The sequence below is a fragment of the Streptomyces sp. NPDC029041 genome (assembly GCF_040637515.1).
Classification (GTDB): Bacteria; Actinomycetota; Actinomycetes; order Streptomycetales; family Streptomycetaceae; genus Streptomyces.
The window spans coordinates 1-17179 of record NZ_JBEZWO010000003.1 but is presented as its reverse complement, the minus strand read 5'-3'; the positions used below and the strand labels follow the sequence as shown (position 1 = coordinate 17179).

General features: G+C 70.9%; 16 protein-coding genes. 8 read left to right on the top strand and 8 right to left on the bottom strand.

Annotation, left to right across the window (positions count from 1 at the left end):
* Positions 1-35: 35 nt before the first annotated feature.
* Positions 36-2084 carry a streptophobe family protein gene (locus AB0F04_RS07305; protein ID WP_362038750.1) on the bottom strand — a complete coding sequence of 683 codons (2049 nt, stop codon included), beginning with the start codon at positions 2082-2084 and terminating at the stop codon, positions 36-38.
* A 240-nt stretch (positions 2085-2324) separates the two neighbouring features.
* Here AB0F04_RS07305 and AB0F04_RS07300 point away from each other — a divergent pair, with 240 nt between their 5' ends.
* Positions 2325-4850: an FHA domain-containing protein gene (locus tag AB0F04_RS07300; RefSeq protein WP_362038747.1), complete on the top strand. Its 2526-nt coding sequence runs from the start codon at positions 2325-2327 to the stop codon at positions 4848-4850.
* 90 nt (positions 4851-4940) lie between these two features.
* On the opposite strand, the gene AB0F04_RS07295 is transcribed toward AB0F04_RS07300, so the two are convergent.
* The 3 genes from AB0F04_RS07295 to AB0F04_RS07285 all read right to left on the bottom strand — a co-directional run bounded on the left by AB0F04_RS07295 (position 4941) and on the right by AB0F04_RS07285 (position 7750).
* Positions 4941-5669, bottom strand: a complete 729-nt coding sequence (locus tag AB0F04_RS07295) for a transglycosylase SLT domain-containing protein (RefSeq protein WP_362038745.1) — start codon at positions 5667-5669, stop codon at positions 4941-4943.
* Between the two features lie 342 nt (positions 5670-6011).
* Positions 6012-7055: an S-adenosylmethionine:tRNA ribosyltransferase-isomerase gene (locus AB0F04_RS07290; RefSeq protein ID WP_362038743.1), complete on the bottom strand. Its 1044-nt coding sequence runs from the start codon at positions 7053-7055 to the stop codon at positions 6012-6014.
* Entirely contained in the window at positions 7052-7750 is a 699-nt protein-coding gene (locus AB0F04_RS07285; protein WP_362038741.1) for an SDR family oxidoreductase, read from the bottom strand. Before AB0F04_RS07285 ends, AB0F04_RS07290 begins: the two co-directional genes overlap by 4 nt.
* A gap of 235 nt (positions 7751-7985) precedes the next feature.
* Between AB0F04_RS07285 and AB0F04_RS07280 the strand changes: the two genes are divergently transcribed.
* The 3 genes from AB0F04_RS07280 (at position 7986) to AB0F04_RS07270 (ending at position 10178) form a co-directional block, all read left to right on the top strand.
* Positions 7986-9131 (top strand): GAF domain-containing sensor histidine kinase, encoded by a 1146-nt coding sequence (locus AB0F04_RS07280; protein ID WP_362038739.1) that lies wholly within the window; start codon positions 7986-7988, stop codon positions 9129-9131.
* Positions 9124-9765: a response regulator transcription factor gene (locus AB0F04_RS07275; protein WP_362038737.1), complete on the top strand. Its 642-nt coding sequence runs from the start codon at positions 9124-9126 to the stop codon at positions 9763-9765. The genes AB0F04_RS07280 and AB0F04_RS07275 overlap by 8 nt, the downstream gene beginning before the upstream one ends.
* Before the next feature lie 170 nt (positions 9766-9935).
* The gene (locus AB0F04_RS07270) at positions 9936-10178 is read left to right on the top strand and encodes a chaplin (RefSeq protein ID WP_030852293.1); all 243 of its coding nucleotides are present in this window, start codon (positions 9936-9938) and stop codon (positions 10176-10178) included.
* A gap of 211 nt (positions 10179-10389) precedes the next feature.
* Here AB0F04_RS07270 and AB0F04_RS07265 read toward each other — a convergent pair whose 3' ends face one another.
* On the bottom strand, positions 10390-11175 hold the full coding sequence (locus tag AB0F04_RS07265) for a hypothetical protein (RefSeq protein WP_362038735.1): 786 nt from the start codon (positions 11173-11175) through the stop codon (positions 10390-10392).
* 161 nt (positions 11176-11336) lie between these two features.
* Here AB0F04_RS07265 and AB0F04_RS07260 point away from each other — a divergent pair, with 161 nt between their 5' ends.
* The 3 genes from AB0F04_RS07260 (at position 11337) to AB0F04_RS07250 (ending at position 13750) form a co-directional block, all read left to right on the top strand.
* A complete protein-coding gene (locus AB0F04_RS07260; RefSeq protein ID WP_362038733.1) occupies positions 11337-12134 on the top strand; it encodes an ABC transporter ATP-binding protein in 798 nt (265 codons plus the stop codon).
* A gap of 94 nt (positions 12135-12228) precedes the next feature.
* Positions 12229-12660, top strand: a complete 432-nt coding sequence (locus tag AB0F04_RS07255) for an NfeD family protein (protein ID WP_053674412.1) — start codon at positions 12229-12231, stop codon at positions 12658-12660.
* Positions 12661-12793: 133 nt separating this feature from the next.
* On the top strand, positions 12794-13750 hold the full coding sequence (locus AB0F04_RS07250) for an SPFH domain-containing protein (RefSeq protein WP_362038730.1): 957 nt from the start codon (positions 12794-12796) through the stop codon (positions 13748-13750).
* Between the two features lie 166 nt (positions 13751-13916).
* Here the strand turns inward: AB0F04_RS07250 and AB0F04_RS07245 are convergent, their stop codons facing one another.
* From AB0F04_RS07245 to AB0F04_RS07235, 3 genes are all read right to left on the bottom strand, one after another.
* Positions 13917-14423 (bottom strand): HNH endonuclease, encoded by a 507-nt coding sequence (locus AB0F04_RS07245; RefSeq protein WP_362038728.1) that lies wholly within the window; start codon positions 14421-14423, stop codon positions 13917-13919.
* Between the two features lie 208 nt (positions 14424-14631).
* The gene (locus AB0F04_RS07240) at positions 14632-15171 is read right to left on the bottom strand and encodes a YbhB/YbcL family Raf kinase inhibitor-like protein (RefSeq protein WP_362038726.1); all 540 of its coding nucleotides are present in this window, start codon (positions 15169-15171) and stop codon (positions 14632-14634) included.
* A gap of 40 nt (positions 15172-15211) precedes the next feature.
* The gene (locus AB0F04_RS07235; protein WP_362038724.1) at positions 15212-15994 is read right to left on the bottom strand and encodes a sporulation protein; all 783 of its coding nucleotides are present in this window, start codon (positions 15992-15994) and stop codon (positions 15212-15214) included.
* Between the two features lie 144 nt (positions 15995-16138).
* Here AB0F04_RS07235 and AB0F04_RS07230 point away from each other — a divergent pair, with 144 nt between their 5' ends.
* Positions 16139-16780, top strand: coding sequence for a DNA-3-methyladenine glycosylase (locus AB0F04_RS07230; RefSeq protein ID WP_362038723.1), 642 nt, complete (start codon positions 16139-16141; stop codon positions 16778-16780).
* Positions 16781-17179: the final 399 nt, after the last annotated feature.

The following is a 17179-nucleotide window of genomic DNA, read 5'->3' as shown; positions in this document are numbered from 1 at the left end:
CCGCGTACCGGTACGGTGCCCGGCGCCTTCACCGGTCACCTCCCGCCCCGCGGTCTCCGGGGCGGTGGCGGTGGCGGCGGGGGAGGCGGCGGACCGTCGTCCGGGCGTGCGGGCGGCCCGTTCCCGTTCCGCGGCCCGGGCGCCTGCCGCGGGCCACGCGGGGGCGGCCCGACCGGCCGTACGACGGTCGGGGCGCTGTAGACGTCGCCCGGGGCGGGCGGCTCGTCGTCCCGGCCCGCGTCCTGCTCGGGCCCGGGCGCGGTGCCGGAGGGCCCTTCCGCCCCGGGGGGCCGTGCGTCCTCCGGCTCGCGCAGTTCCTCCGGAACCCGGAGGTAGGGATTGGTGCCGGGGTTGGGCGGCCGGTACGGCGTACCCGGTGCGTACGGCCCGGCCCCGGCACCCTGCGGCGCCCCCTCGCCTCGCTCCTCGGCCCGTCCCGTCCCGGCGTCGTATCCGGGCCGCATCGTGTCACCGGCCCCCCGCCGCCCCGGACCGGGCCCACCGCCCTGGCCTGCCGCGCCGGAGACGCCCCAGGCCCCCGCCTTCCCGCCCTCGCGCCCGACCTGTGCGGCCCAGGTCCCGTGTCCGCTCTCCCCGGCCCGGGCTTCGTGCCCGGCCCGCTCGGCCCCGGCCCCCGGTCCGCCCTCCCCGGCCCGCTCCGTGCCCGGCGACCCCGCCGTCTCGACGGCCCCTGCCACCCCGGCCCCCCGAGCCGACGCCGTGGCCCTGCGCCCCGCCGCCCCGCACCCCCACGCGAGCAACGCCCCGGCCGTCCCGGCCCCCACGCCCCACACCCCGCCCAGCAGCAGGGCCGTGCCGAGGTGGCCGTGCAGGTCGATGCCCGCGCCGAAGGCGTCGAAGCCGAGCACGGACAGGGACGCGGTGACGGAGACGTCCGTGAGCCAGACCAGCAGCGGCAGGGCGAGCGCGGTCGCGGCACCCAGCCCCCGGGCACACCGCCCTGAGAACCGAAGGGCACCGTCCGCCGCTCCGACCGGGGTCCGCACCGCCGCCAGCACACCCGCCAGCAGCATCGCCGACGCGGCCGCCAGCCCCAGCAGCCACACCCGCCCGTCCAGCTCGGCCAGCCGGCTCAGCGTCACCGACCGGTCGGACCCGGCGCCGAGCACCTCGTCCAGGGGGTCGGGCAGGAACCGGGTCGGTTCACCCGTCGCGCGACCGTCCCACGGCACCAACAGGCCGAGCGGCACACCCAGCCACACCCCGTTCGGCGCCCCGAGCAGCGCCGCACCGGCGATGCGCCGGGGGTGGTCGTCGCCGACCGCCGCGCAGGCCGCCGCCGCGCAACCCGCCGCCACCGCCACCAGCAGCACGGTCACCAGCGCGGACACGGCCGGCCGCACGGCCCGGTGCACGGCCTCCCAGCCCCGCGGCAGCGGCGTACGGCGCGAGGCCAGCAGCGCGATCAGGAGGATCCCGGCCGACCAGCCGAACCCGCCGAGCAGCGTCGGGGCGGTGTCGACCGTGAACCCGACCGCGGCCCGCGCGTCGACCAGGTCACCGAGCCGGTCCGGCAGCAGCCCCCCGATGTCCCCGAGCCCCGGGACCTCCACGCTCCCGCTCCCGCCGGTGACGTCGTCCAGCCCCAGCGACCCGCCGTCGATGGTGATGACGTCGTGCCCCGCCCACGCCAGCCCGCCCAGCATCGCCACGAACAGCACCACCACCGAGCCCGCCCGCGCGAGCAGTTCGGACGGTGCGATCACAACTCCCGCCCCCCGCAGGGACCGCAGGAAGAACCACGACAGCACGACCGCCCCGACCAGGCTCACCCCCAGTGGCGTGATCTCGATGGCCGTGTCCGCCTCCGCGCCCGACAGGCCGAACACCGACACCTCACCGGACGGCGTGACCGAACCACCCGCCCCGAGGGCCACCACCGCCGCGGTCATCGGCCCCAACGATCCCGCCGTGTCCGCCTGAAGCAGCCGCAACCCCAGCGCCGCCGTCCCCGCCATCCCGATCAACGCCCAGCTCACCGCGGCGACGGCGGACATCAGCACGTCCCCCCACGGCACGCGCGCGTGACCCTTCGCCGTCCCGGCCCCTGCGGCAGCACTCATGGCAGACCCCCCGATCCGCTGCGCGAGGGGAACACCACGCATATCCCCCTCGCGTCGAAATACCACTCTCCGGCCCGGTTTCAACCCCGTCAACGGAATCGGCCGATGCGCCCGAACACGGTCTGCACAAGGCCCGACTTTCGGTCAGGGGGCCGCTCCTGAAATAGTTCCCCCCGATGTTCGACATCCCTAGACTCCCCATGTCGGGGGTAACTCGGGGGACAACTCAGTGGGGCTGGAGTGCCGGAACTCGTACTGGAATCAAACGGACGTACCTGGACGCTCGATCCGTCCAGGGCATACACCCTCGGACGTGATCCGCAGGGAGACGTCGTCTTCGACGACGCCAGGGTCTCCTGGCGTCACGCCACGGTCAGCTTCAACGGCCGCAGTTGGGTCATCGAGGACCACGGCAGCACCAACGGCACATTCGTGCAGGGTCAGCGCATCCATCAGATGGAGCTCGGCGCCGGCTCGGCCGTCAACCTGGGCAACGCGACCGACGGGCCGCGCCTGAACCTGTCCGGCGCCGCGGCCTCCGTCGCCACGCCGCAGGCCCAGCCCCAGCAGCAGCCGTACGCCGCGCAGGGCGCGAACCCCGGCTGGGGCCAGCAGGCTCCGGCCCAGCAGCCGCCGCAGCAGCAGGCTCCCCAGGCCGGATGGCAGCAGCCGCAGCAGGCCGCCGCGCACATCCCGCAGCAGCAGGGCTCCGGCGGTGCCGCGGGGGCGCCGCCGGTCCACGGCGACCGCAGCCCCACCACGTTCCACCAGTTCTCCCTCGGCCGTGTGATGCGCATCGGCCGTGCCCTGGAGAACGAGCTGGTCGTCTCCGACCTGCAGGTCTCCCGGCACCACGCCGAGTTCCACGCGACGCCCGACGGGCGCATGGAGATCCGCGACCTCGGCTCCCACAACGGCACGTACGTCAACGGCCAGCCGATCGGGAAGGGCGGCTCGCAGCTGCTCGGCCCGGCCGATGTCGTCGGCGTCGGTCACTCGACGTTCCGCATCGTCGGTGACCGGCTCGAGGAGTTCGTCGACACCGGTGAGGTGTCCTTCTCCGCCCGCCACCTGACGGTCACGGTCGACGGCGGCAAGCAGATCCTCAAGGACGTCTCCTTCGGCGTCCCGGAGAAGTCGCTGATCGCGGTCATCGGCCCGTCGGGCTCCGGCAAGTCGACCCTGCTCAAGGCGCTCACCGGCTACCGCCCCGCCAACCAGGGCGAGGTGCTGTACGACAACCGGAACCTCTACAAGCAGTTCGCCGAGCTGCGCCAGCGCATCGGTCTGGTCCCGCAGGACGACATCCTGCACAAGGAACTGACCGTCAAGAAGGCCCTGAAGTACGCGGCCAAGCTGCGCTTCCCCGCGGACACCACGGGCGCCGAGCGCGAGGCCCGCATCGACGAGGTGCTGCGTGAGCTCAAGCTCGACATCCACAAGGACAAGAAGGTCACGTCCCTGTCCGGCGGTCAGCGCAAGCGCGTCTCGGTCGCCCTTGAGCTGCTCACCAAGCCGTCGCTGATCTTCCTGGACGAGCCGACCTCCGGCCTCGACCCGGGCATGGACCGCGACGTCATGCAGCTGCTGCGGGGCCTCGCCGACGACGGCCGTACGGTGCTGGTCGTCACCCACTCCGTGGCCGAGCTGGCGATCTGCGACAAGCTGCTGGTGATGGCGCCGGGCGGCTCGGTCGCCTACTTCGGCCCGCCCGACGAAGCGCTGAACTTCTTCGGCTACGACACCTGGGCCGACGTCTTCTCCGCCTTCGAGAACTACCGCGACTACGACTGGGCGGGCCGCTGGAAGGGCTCGCAGCACTACCAGATGTACGCCGCGGACATCGACGCCGTCGCGCCGCAGTCCGTACAGGTTCCGCCGATGCAGGCGATGAAGCCACCGAAGCCGCAGGGCTGGATGTCCCAGTTCGTGACGCTTGTCCGGCGATACGTCTCGGTCATCGCCTCCGACAAGGGCTTCCTCGCCCTGATGGTGATCCTGCCGGCGGTGCTCGGCGCGGTCAGCCTGCTCATCGACGCCGACAGGGGCCTGCTGCCCAACCCGGCCAACCCGGAGACCGGCCGCATCATCCCGAACGGCACGGCCACCACGGTCCTGCTGATCCTCGCGGTCGGCGCCTGCTTCGCGGGCGCGGCGAACTCCGTCCGCGAGCTGATCAAGGAACGTGTCATCTACGAGCGGGAGCGCGCCACCGGCCTCTCGCGCTCGGCGTACCTGATGTCCAAGGTGTTCGTGCTCGGCATGATCACGGTGCTCCAGGGCCTGCTGGTCGGCGTCATCGGCTTCTCCAGCCGTGAGATCCCCGAAGAGGGCCTGGTCCTCGGCAGCGCGACCCTCGTCGAGCTCTCCATCCCCATCATGGCGCTGGGCTTCACCTCGATGATGTTCGGCCTGATCATCTCCTCGCTGGTGAAGACCGCCGAGAAGACCATGCCGCTGCTGGTGATGTTCGCCATCATCCAGGTCGTCTTCACCGGCTGCCTGTTCGCGCTGCACGGCTCGATCGGCGTCAACCAGTTCTCGTTCCTGATGCCGTCGCGCTGGGCGGTCGCCGCCGCCGGTGCCACGCTGGACTTCAACAAGATCAGCCCGCCCGAGACGGCCGGCGACAACGACCCGCTGTGGGAGCACACGGTCGGGGCCTGGGCCATGGACATGGGCGCTCTCCTCGTCCTCGGCGTGATCTGCGGCTTCTTCGTGGCCCGCTTCCTGCGCCGCCACGAGCCCGAGGTCATGCGCAAGTAGGCACCGCCGTACGACGCCCGAAGGGCGGCACCCCGTCAGGAGGGTGCCGCCCTTCGGCGTTCGTACAGCGAGCAGAGTCCCGCGCCGGCCTCAGTACGCGCTGTCGACGTTGTCCATCGAGCCGTACTTGTCGGCCGCGTAGTTGCAGGCGGCGGTGATGTTGGCTACCGGGTCGTAGATGTCCCAGGAGGTGCCGGGGACGTGCCAGTGCTTGAAGGTCGGCGGGATGACCTGCAGCAGGCCCTTCGACGGGATGCCGTTGATGGCGTTGATGTCCCAGTTGTTGATCGCCTTGGGGTTACCCGAGGACTCCCGGATGATGTTGCGCTTGATGCCGTCGTAGGAGCCCGGGATCCCGTGCTTCTTCATGACGTCGAGCGACTCGCGGATCCAGCCGTCGAGGTTGTTCGGGTAGGTCTTGACGGCGGCCTTCTTGGCTGCGGCGCGCTTGGCGGCGCGGCTCGCGGCCTCCTTGGCCTTGCGCTCGGCCTCGGCCTTCTTCTTCGCCGCCTCGGCGGCGGCCTTCTTCTTGGCGGCGGCCGCGGCGTCGGCCTTCTTCTTCGCTGCGATCTGCTCGGCCTTCAGGGTGGCGCCGGCCATCTGGTCCGTGACGCTCGCCTTGACGTCCTTGATCTGCTGGGTGCTGTACGCCACCGCAGCCGGCTGAGCGGCCTCGGTCGTGGTCTTGGTCGAGGCACCGCTCGGCACCGCGGAGAACCCGATGGCGGCGGCGCCGAGGGTGGCGACACCGGCCATGGCGATCTTGTGGTGACGGGTCAGGCGACGACTCTGAACACGGCTGAAGATGTTCTTGGGCATGCTGCGTGGGACCTCTTCGAATAGCGCGGGAGTCGCTCGGCGTCCGGCGTTGGACTCGGTGTGTTTCCGACACGAACGCCGCGGAGGTGAACCCACGGCGCTGAGCGACGTCAGCAATTCTTAGCGGCCGCAAAATGGCGTGGCAAAGGTGTGACGTACGAAAGGAGATAGTGGATCAGGGAGGGCAAATCGGGGCAGACTGGACGGTCTGTGCCGCTCAAAAGGTGGGGCTTTGTCTCCTACGCACTTTCGTACGTGACGTGGGTCCTATGCGAGGGCTCACACCGCCCCTAGATCAGACTTACGACGCGTTGCACAAGCGATGCTCTGGGTGAGGCCCTTTCAGGGCAGCAGGAGGTGCACGTCCCCGAACTCGTGCCACAGATAGCGCCCTTGCAGCGCGGCCTCGTACCCCCGCTCGATCGCCGGGCGCCCCGCGACCGCCTCCAGCATCAGCAGATGCGAGGCCTCCGGCTCGTGCAGCCCGGTCAGCAGCCCGTCCACCACCCGCACCCCGCGCTCCGGCGTGACGACGAGGTCCGTCCACCCCGCACGCGCGCGTACGACCCCGTCGGTGCCCGCCGCCGACTCCACCGCCCGCACCGCGGTCGTCCCCACCGCCACGACCCGGCCCCCACCGGCCCTCACGGCGTTGATCAGCCGCGCGGACACCTCGGGCACCGCGAACCGCTCCGGGTAGGGCGGCTCGTGCGCCTCCGCCGAGGCCACCCCGGTGTGCAGGGTGAGGGGTGCGAACTGCACCCCCCGGCTCACCAGCTCCGCGACCATCCGCGTCGTGAAGGGCCGCGCCGCACTCGGCATCTCCGCGCTGCCCGTCCCGTCCGCCGACGGCAGCGCGAACACCGTCTGGTAGACGGACAGCGGCTGGTCGCGCTGCGTGTAGGCGTAGCGAACGGGCCGCCCGTGCTCCCGCAGCAACCCCGGCACCCCGGCCCCGGACACCCGCGCCCACCACAGCCGCTCGCTCCGCCCGCTCAGCGGCTCCTCCAGCACCAGCCGTACGCCCCCCGGCAGGCACACCTCCCTCCCCGCGGGCCCGCCTGCCCGCGCGCGCGTGGTGCCCCGCCCGTCGGGCTCCCGCAGTTCCACCGCCCAGCGGCCGTCGTCCCCGCGGGTGGAGAAATGCACCACCACGCGCGCGTGCCCCGTGCGTCCGTCCACGGCCGCCGCCAGCGTGGCCGAGGTGTTGACCACCAGCAGGTCTCCGGCCCGCAGCAGCCGCGGCAGCTCCGTGAACGTGTGATGCGCCACATCCTCACCCCGCGACACCAGCAGCCGTACGGCGTCCCGCTCCAGTCCCGGGCCCCGCTGCTCGGCCGGCACCCGCGCCGACAGCTCCTCCGGCACCCGCACCCTCAGGGTCATCGGGCTCCGTCCAGCAGCGCCGGAGCCCCGTACCGCCCACTCGCGGGACGCTCCTGCAGCAGCCGCAGGAACGCCGGCACCACAACCGCCGGCTCCGGGCGCGGCTCAGGGTCGTCCGGTACGGCCGCCGCGTACAGGTCGGTGGCCATGTCCCCGGGATCCACCGCCCAGACCCGCAGCTCCGGCTCCTCCACGGCGAGCACGGCCATCAGATGGTCCAGGGCCGCCTTGGACGCCCCGTAACCGCCCCAGGTCTCGTACGCCTCGGCGGCCGCGTCCGAGCTGACCGCGACGACGGCGCCCGCCCGCGCGGCCCGTAGCAGCGGCAGCGCCTCCTGAACCAGGCCCAGCCCCGCGACCAGGTTCACCTCCAGGGCCCGGCGCAGCCCCTCCAGGGGCAGCTCCTCCAGCCTGACGAGCGGCTCGGCACCCAGTGCGCTCGCGTTGTGCACCAGCAGATCGACGCCGCCCAGCCGCCAGGCCGCCGCGACCAGCTCCGCACGATGAGCGGCGTCCGTCACGTCCCCGGGCAGGGCGGTCACCCGCGTGCCGTGCGCGGAGACGGCTCCGGCGGAGTCCGCCAGCGCCTCGGCGCCCCTGGCGTCGAGCACCAGGTCCCAGCCCCGCCCGGCCAAAGCCTCGGCCAGGGCACGGCCCAGGCCCTTCGAGGCCCCGGTGATGATCGCAACCGGCATGATCAGCTCCCTCGTCGTGATCGCGTGCCCTCAACTTAGGAACGGGGCCGCCCGGGCCGCCTCGGACGCGGGCCGCACTCCACCGGGTCCCTTCGCCCTACGACCCCGGCCCGCCGCCCGGAGACCTACACCGCGGCGTCCTGCCTCTCGGCCCGGCGACCTAGGCCCACCGACCGGGCGCCGGGCCGCCACCGGTCCGATCCGCGCTGTCACAGCCCGCCGGTACCGTGAGGTCATGAGTCACGGCCCCCGGTCCGGCCTCGCCGCGGTGAGTTCCGCGTTGCTGGCCATGAGCAGGCACCTCGAGGTGCGCGACGTCCTCAAGACGATCGTCGCCTCGGCCCGCGAGCTGCTCGACGCCCAGTACGCCGCACTGGGCGTCCCGGACGACCACGGCGGCTTCGCCCAGTTCGTGGTGGACGGCGTCAGCGAGGAACAGTGGAAGGCCATCGGCCCCCTCCCGCGCCAGCACGGCATCCTCGCCGCGATGCTGCACGAGGCCAGGTCCGAGCGCCTCGCGGACGTCCGCCAGGACCCCCGCTTCGAGGGCTGGCCGAAGGCCCACCCCGACCTGGTCGACTTCCTGGGCCTGCCGATCCGTGACGGCGACGAGGTCATCGGAGCGCTGTTCCTGGCCAACAAGAACTGCGAGCGGCCCGAAGGCGGCTGCGGCTTCACGGCGGACGACGAGGAACTGCTCGGCATCCTCGCCCAGCACGCCGCGATCGCCCTCACCAACGCCCACCTCTACGAACGCAGCCGCGAACTCACCATCGCCGAGGAGCGCTCCCGCCTCGCCCACGAACTGCACGACGCGGTCAGCCAGAAGCTGTTCTCCCTGCGCCTGACCGCCCAGGCCGCGGCCCGCCTGGTGGACCGCGACCCCTCCCGCGCCAAGGGCGAACTCCAGCAGGTGGCAGCCCTGGCCGCCGAGGCCGCCGACGAACTGCGCGCGGCGGTCGTCGAATTGCGCCCCGCAGCCCTCGACGAGGACGGCCTCGTCGCGACGCTCCGCACCCAGATCCAGGTCCTCGACCGGGCCCACAGCGCCCGCGTCACCTTCGCCGGCCACGGAGTGAAGGCCCTGCCCGCCTCCCAGGAGGAGGCCCTCCTGCGCGTGGCCCAGGAAGCCCTGCACAACGCCCTGCGCCACTCCGGCGCCGGCCACGTCGACGTGACCCTGGACCGCCGCGGCGGCGGAGCCGTCCTGCGGATCACGGACGACGGCAGCGGCTTCGACCCGAGCGCGGTCCGCCACGCCGGACGCCACCTCGGCCTGGTCTCGATGCGGGACCGGGCGAGCGGTGCCGGCGGCACGCTGACCGTGGAATCGGCGCCCGGCAAGGGCACCGTGATCGAGATGGAGGTCCCCGGTGGCTGACGCAATCAGGGTGCTGCTCGTCGACGACCACCAGGTCGTCCGCCGGGGCCTGCGCACCTTCCTCGAAGTGCAGGACGACATCGAGGTCGTCGGCGAGGCCGCCGACGGCGCCGAAGGAGTCGACCGCGCCGAGGAGTTGCGGCCCGACGTCATCCTCATGGACGTCAAGATGCCGGGCATGGACGGCGTCGACGCCCTGCGCAGACTCCGCGAGCTGGACAACCCCGCACGGGTGCTGGTCGTCACGAGCTTCACCGAACAGCGCACGGTGGTCCCCGCCCTGCGCGCGGGCGCCGCCGGCTACGTGTACAAGGACATCGACCCCGACGCCCTCGCCGGAGCCATCCGCTCGGTCCACGCCGGGCACATCCTCCTCCAGCCGGAGGTCGCCGGTGCGCTGCTGGCGCAGGAGGAGACCAACGCGGGCACCACGAGAACCGGTTCGCTCACCGAGCGGGAGCGCGAGGTCCTCGGCCTCATAGCGGACGGCCGCTCCAACCGGGAGATCGCCCGCGCGCTGGTCCTCTCCGAGAAGACGGTCAAGACCCACGTCTCCAACATCCTGATGAAACTCGACCTGTCCGACCGAACACAGGCCGCCCTGTGGGCCGTTCGTCATGGAGTGACCGGCTGACACGCTCACCCCTCACCCCTCACCCCTCAGCGACACGGAAGGTTGCGTTCCGGACCGAGATTCATACTGTCGTGGGAACGTCCCCCGGATGGCGCAACCTCGATGGATCTCCGCCGTTCTCCAGTGCGTGCTGCGGCGCCTGCCGCGGCAATCGCTAGGAGGGCTCAGAAGTGAAGAACCTGAAGAAGGCAGCGGCCGTGACGATGGTGACGGGTGGCCTGCTGGCCGCCGGCGCGGGCATGGCCTCCGCCACCAGCGCGCACGCCGACGGCCAGGCCGTGGGCTCCCCGGGCGTCGGCTCGGGCAACGTCGTCCAGGCCCCGGTGCACGTCCCGGTCAACGTGTCCGGCAACAGCGTGAACGTCGTGGGCATCCTGAACCCGGCCTTCGGCAACCTCGCCGTCAACCACTGACACCCCGCCTCCGTCTCCGAGCCGGAGGTGAAAGCGGCCTCCCGGCCCCCACCGGGAGGCCGCTCGGCACAGCAACGGGCGTGCCCAGCGGCACCCCGCTAGGCCGGGCTGCGCACTCGCCCGGCCACAGCGCCGACGCCGGAAACCCCGCTACCGGGACTGCGAAACCCTCCGTCCCGGCACCCACGCCGAGCGCCACACGAGGAACCGGTCACCGCACCCCCCGTTCCCGCTCCTCCACAACGGAGTTGTACGCCGCGACCTGAGCCCGCCGAGCGGTCCGCTCCACCGGCCGCAACGCCTCCCGCCGTGCGGAGATCTCGGACGAACTCACCGCACCCCCGTGCCCGCTCTCCGTCGCCACGGCGATCAGCGTCCCCACCCGCTGTGCCAGCTCCAGCACCCGGACCGCCCGCGGCGGATACCCCGGCGCCAGCACCTCCCGCCCCCGCTCGGCCCGCGCCCGGTACGCATCGATCGCCGCCTCGGCCACCGGCCCCGACCCGGCCACATCCAGCCGGGTCAACACCTCGGTGGCCTCCCGCAGGGCCTCCGCCAGCTCCCGCTCCGCCTCGCTCAGCGACGGCACATCCGCGGGCGGCGCCTCCCGTACGGGCAGCACATGCCACACCACCTCGACCCGCACACCCACGGGACCGGCCTCGTACACGTCCGGCACCAGGCCGTAGGCGGCCCCGTGACAGACCACCGCCTCCTCGGCCTCCAGCGCCCGCGCGTTGAATTCCGGCGGCCCGCTCAGGCCCAGGGGATGCCCCGGCGCGGGCAACGCCACCCGCAGCCCGCCCACCCCGAGCGTCCGCAGCCGCCCGAGCGCGAGCGTCAGCCCGACCTGCCCCGGCTCACCCGGCAGTCCCTCCACCCGGTGCACGGCGTCCGCGCCGACGATGGCCAGTACGGCGTCGTCCGGCGAGACAAGTCCGGCCAAAAGGGCATTTCCCCAAGCTGCGAGACGTCCAGCACGTGGTTCCGAGAGCATGCCTCCACCCTAGGACCCTCCTAGGACCGGACCGAGGGAATGCCCCGGCCGGCCGGTGGCGTAGATTTCATGGAGGGCTGCGCCCACCGGCGCGGCGGACCGAGCCACAGGCTTACGCGACAGCCGAGACCGGCCACACTGCAAGGGGAGACAACGCGCTCATGAGCGATGTTCTGGAGCTTCAGGACGTATCCGTGGTCCGTGAGGGCCGGGCTCTGGTGGACCAGGTCTCCTGGTCGGTCAAGGAGGGCGAGCGCTGGGTCATCCTCGGCCCCAACGGCGCCGGCAAGACCACCCTCCTCAACCTCGCTTCCACCTACCTCTTCCCCAGCTCGGGCACCACCGCCATCCTCGGCGAGACCCTCGGCAAGCCGGGCACCGACGTCTTCGAGCTGCGCCCCCGCATCGGCATGGCCGGCATCGCCATGACCGAGAAGCTCCCCAAGCGCCAGACGGTCCTGGAGACGGTCCTGACCGCCGCATACGGCATGACCGCCACCTGGCACGAGGACTACGAGGAGATCGACGAGCGGCGCGCCCGTGCCTTCCTCGACCGCCTCGGCATGAGCGAGTACCTGGACCGCAGGTTCGGCACGCTCTCCGAGGGCGAGCGCAAGCGCACCCTGATCGCCCGTGCCCTGATGACCGACCCCGAGCTGCTCCTGCTCGACGAGCCCGCCGCCGGCCTCGACCTCGGCGGCCGCGAGGACCTGGTCCGCCGCCTCGGCCGCCTCGCCCTCGACCCGATCGCCCCCTCGATGCTCATGGTCACCCACCACGTCGAGGAGATCCCCCCGGGCTTCACCCACGTCCTCATGATCCGCCAGGGCAAGGTCCTCGCCGCCGGCCCGCTGGAGCTCGAGCTCACCTCCCGCAACCTCTCCCTCTGCTTCGGCCTCCCGCTCGTGGTCGAACAGTCGGGCGACCGCTGGACCGCCCAGGGCCTCCCGCTGTCCTGACCCGGCCCGCATGACGCAATTCCCGGGGTAAGAACGGGATTTCACACCACGGGCGCCCTGTCGTCGACAGGGCCCGCGGACCTACCATGACCATGTGGACATCGACGCATGGCTGTGGTGGCTGATCGGCGCGGCAGCGCTCGGCATCGCGCTCGTGGTGACCGCCATGCCGGAACTGGGCATGCTGGCGGTGGGCGCCATCGCCGCGGCGGTGGTCACCGGCGTCTTCGGCGGCGGAGCCGTCGCCCAGGTAGCGGTCTTCGCCGTCATCTCGACCGCGGGTATCGCCGTCGTACGGCCCATCGCGAACCGGCACCGCGCCCAGCGACCCCAACTCGCCACGGGTGTCGACGCGTTGAAGGGCAGACAAGCCGTCGTCCTGGAACGCGTCGACGGCTCCGGCGGCCGGATCAAACTCGCCGGCGAGGTCTGGTCGGCCCGCGCTCTCGACACCGGCAACGCTTACGAAGTAGGCCAGGAGGTGGATGTCGTGGACATCGAAGGAGCCACCGCGATCGTCATGTGACCTCGCAGGACGTAACCGGAGCGGAACTCCTCGCCAGCCACGCGACGGTCTGTCAGACTCGACCAGCAAGATCTTCGACAACCATAAGATCTGCCGAAGGCGCCGAAGCGGAGAAGGGACACGGGGAACGACGATGGAACCGGTCATCATCGTCCTGATCATTCTGGTGGTGTTGGTCTTCATCGCCCTGATCAAGACGATCCAAGTCATCCCACAGGCCAGTGCGGCCATCGTCGAGCGCTTCGGGCGCTACACGCGGACACTCAACGCGGGCCTCAACATCGTCGTCCCGTTCATCGACACCATCCGCAACCGCATCGACCTGCGCGAACAGGTCGTGCCCTTCCCGCCGCAGCCGGTGATCACCCAGGACAACCTGGTCGTGAACATCGACACCGTCATCTACTACCAGGTCACCGACGCACGGGCCGCCACCTACGAAGTCGCCAGCTACATCCAGGCGATCGAGCAGCTCACCGTCACCACGCTCCGCAACATCATCGGCGGCATGGACCTGGAGCGGACCCTCACCTCCCGCGAGGAGATCAACGCCGCCCTGCGCGGCGTCCTCGACGAGGCCACCGGCAAGTGGGGCATCCGCGTCAACCGCGTCGAGCTGAAGGCGATCGAACCGCCCACCTCCATCCAGGACTCGATGGAGAAGCAGATGCGCGCCGACCGCGACAAGCGCGCCGCGATCCTCCAGGCCGAAGGTGTCCGCCAGTCCGAGATCCTGCGCGCCGAAGGTGAGAAGCAGTCCCAGATCCTGCGCGCCGAGGGTGAGGCCAAGGCCGCCGCCCTGCGCGCGGAGGGCGAGGCCCAGGCCGTGCGCACGGTCTTCGAGGCCATCCACGCCGGCGACCCGGACCAGAAGCTCCTGTCCTACCAGTACCTCCAGATGCTCCCCAAGATCGCCGAGGGCGACGCCAACAAGCTCTGGATCGTCCCCAGCGAGATCGGCGACGCCCTCAAGGGCCTCTCCGGCGCCATGGGCAACTTCGGCGGCATCGGCGGCGGCTCCGGCGGCAACGGCGGCAACGGAGCGAGCGTCCCCGCCCAGGAACGCCGCGAAAAGCCGCACATCGACTGACAGCACCCACCACGCAACGTTCCCCGCGACCCCCTCCTTTCAGGGGCGCGGGGAACTGCGTTTCAGGGGCGCGTGAACCGCCACGCCCTTCAGGGTGCGGGGAACTGCGCGGACACCCACACTCAACGGTCAGCCCGAAGAACGGCGAAGCCCCCGCGGCGACTGCTCACGCAGCGCCCAGCGCCAGCCAATCCGGCAGCGCCGCAGCATCCTCCCGGCCCAACGCGAGCAGCATCGCATCGGCGGGCGTCGGCTCGAACGGCTGCCGCAGCAGCGGCATCCCGGCCTCCTCCGGCGTCCGATTCGCCTTCCGGTGATTGTCCTCCGCGCAGGAGGCCACCGTGTTCAGCCAGGTGTCCTGACCGCCCTGCGACCGCGGCACCACGTGGTCCACGGTCGTCGCCCGCCTCCCGCAGTACGCGCACCGGTGCCGGTCCCTGACCAGCACGCCCCGCCTCGACCACGGCGCCCGTCTTCGGAACGGCACCCGTACGTACTGGCAGAGCCTGATCACACGGGGCGCCGGTATGTCGACCGCGGCTCCCCGCATCCGCAGTTCGGGGTGGGCCTGCTCGACGACGGCCTTGTCCTGAAGCACCAGAACGACGGCTCGGTTCAACGTCACCGTCGACAGCGGCTCGAAGCTCGCGTTCAGTACCAGCGTGTCCCGCATACCAGCCCACCTCCCGTGCACCGGCCCACCCCCTGGCGGGCTGGGATCAACTCTGGCCGGGCACGCCGAGATGGACAACGCAATATCTGCTGCTCTCACGAGGGGTGACCCCCGCGACCCCCGGCAACAAAAATGCCCGCTCCTGATCAATTCCAAGACCAGGAGCGGGCAAACGTTCCATGAACGCCGGGATCGCGGGCGGCTCCGCTCAGCCCTCGGCGGGCACCTCGTACTCACCGATCAACTGGGCCCGCCCGATCGTGTGGAACCGCAGGTTGAAGCCGACCACGGCGGGCGACGCGTCCGCGTCGGGACCGAGCTTCTCCTCATCCACGGCGTAGACCGTGAACACATAGCGGTGCGGACCGTCCCCCGGAGGCGGCGCGGCCCCACCGAACTCCTTGTCGCCGTAGTCGTTGCGCGCGTGGACCGCACCCTCCGGCAGATCCTCGAACTTGCCACTGCCGGCGCCCACCGGGAGCTCGGTCACCGACGCCGGGATGTCGAACAGCACCCAGTGCCAGAAACCGCTGCCGGTCGGGGCATCGGGGTCGTAGCAGGTCACGGCGAAGCTCTTGGTCTCGGGCGGGAAACCCTCCCACCGCAGCTGCGGCGAAGTGTTGCCGGCCGCCTGCACCTGAGCGTCCTTGAGCGTCGCACCTTCCTCGATGTCCTCGCTCGTCACCGTGAACGACGCGACGGGCGGATGGAAGTCGTGGGGGAGCGGCCGCCGCTTGAGCTCGGTCACCTCGGTACCTCCTGATCGTTTACTGCAGTCGCCCCCGAGCCTAGAACCAGTTGCGCTTGCTGCCGACCTCGGACAGCCACTGGTTGAGATACGCCACCCAGTCCGTCCCCTGGTAGTCGTTGAGACCCACCTGGAAGGACCGGAAGGTGTCGCTGCCCTCGCTGAAGAGCCCCGGCTTCTTGTCCATCTCCAGCACCACGTCCATGGCGTTCTGGTCGGCCACGAAGCTCAGCTCTACCTGGTTCAGCCCGCGGTACTGCTGCGGCGGGTAGAACTCGATCTCCTGGTAGAACGGCAGCTTCTGCCGCGTACCCCGGATGACACCGCGCTCCATGTCCGCGTTCTTGAACCGGAAGCCCAGCTGGATGAACGCGTCGAGGATCGCCTTCTGCGCCGGCAGCGGGTGCACGTTGACCGGGTCCAGGTCACCGGAGTCCACCGCACGCGCGATCTCCAGCTCGGTCGACACCCCGATGTTCATGCCACGGAGCGCCTGACCGTCGATCATCGTGATCGGCGTCTCCCACGGGATCTCGAGACCGAACTGCACCGCGTGCACGGCGTTCGCCTGCAGCTCGAACGCCCCGCCCAGCCGCGACTTCGTGAACTCGATGTCCTGCTTGTACTCCTGGTCGCCGCTCTCCACCTCGACCTTGGCCTGCAAACCGACCGAGAGCCCCTCGATCTGCTGGTTGACGGACCCGCCCTGGATCCGCACCTCACCCTGGACGACACCGCCCGGGACGACGTTGACCTCGTGCAGCACCGTCTCGACCGAAGCCCCGCCGGCCCCCAGGCTCGCGAGCAGCTTCTTGAACGCCATGTCTCTCCCTCTCGCCCACAACGGGTGGATCCTTGATCCATACAAACGCGATCCGGCCGTGGCCGGTTCCATGCCCCACCCTGGCAAGGCCGGTGCCCGACGGCCACCCCGCCACACCGCTCTTCTCCAGTACCCTCGGACGGCATGATCGCGACCCCTGACCGTACGCCCCTGTCCAGGGAGTTCTTCGACCGGCCCGTCCTCGATGTCGCCCCCGACCTCCTCGGCCGCATCCTGGTACGCAACACCCCGGACGGTCCGATCGCCCTCCGCCTCACCGAGGTCGAGGCCTACGACGGTGAGAACGACCCGGGCTCCCACGCCTACCGCGGCCGCACGGCCCGCAACAGCGTGATGTTCGGTCCGCCGGGACACGTCTACGTCTACTTCACCTATGGCATGTGGTTCTGCATGAACCTGGTCTGTGGCCCGGAGGGCAAGTCGAGCGCGGTCCTGCTCCGGGCCGGCGAGATCATCGAAGGCGCCGAACTGGCCCGCACCCGTCGACTCTCGGCCCGCCACGACAAGGAACTGGCCAAAGGCCCGGCCCGTCTGGCCACCGCCCTGAACGTGGACCGCTCCCTGGACGGCACGGACGCGTGCACCTCCGAAGAGACCCCGCTCCGCATGCTGACCGGCACACCCGTGCCTTCCGACCAGGTACTCAGCGGACCGCGGACCGGCGTCGGCGGCGAGGGTGCCGTGCACCCCTGGCGCTACTGGGTCGCCAACGACCCGACGGTGAGCCCGTATCGAGCCCATGTCCCGAGGCGCCGCCGAAGTTGACGCGCCCTGCCTAGGTGCGTAATGTAGCCCGAGCCGTTGAACCGGATATGGCGATCGCCAGCAGCCGGAAGCGGCCAAACCAACTACCTAGCGACTCCCCTCAGCAGGGGCGAATTCGGCGTGCCCGCATGCCTGAATTCGGCGCCGACAGACTCGATTATGAGTTGGACGGGGAATCCGCTAACGTAGTGAATGTCGAAAGGCCGACGAGCGAAAGCCCAAGGCTGAACGGCAAATCCCGCCGACAGGGAATCGGATCGAAAGAAGATCTGATAGAGTCGGAAACGCAAGACCGAAGGGAAGCGCCCGGAGGAAAGCCCGAGAGGGTGAGTACAAAGGAAGCGACCGTTCCTTGAGAACTCAACAGCGTGCCAAAAGTCAACGCCAGATATGTTGATA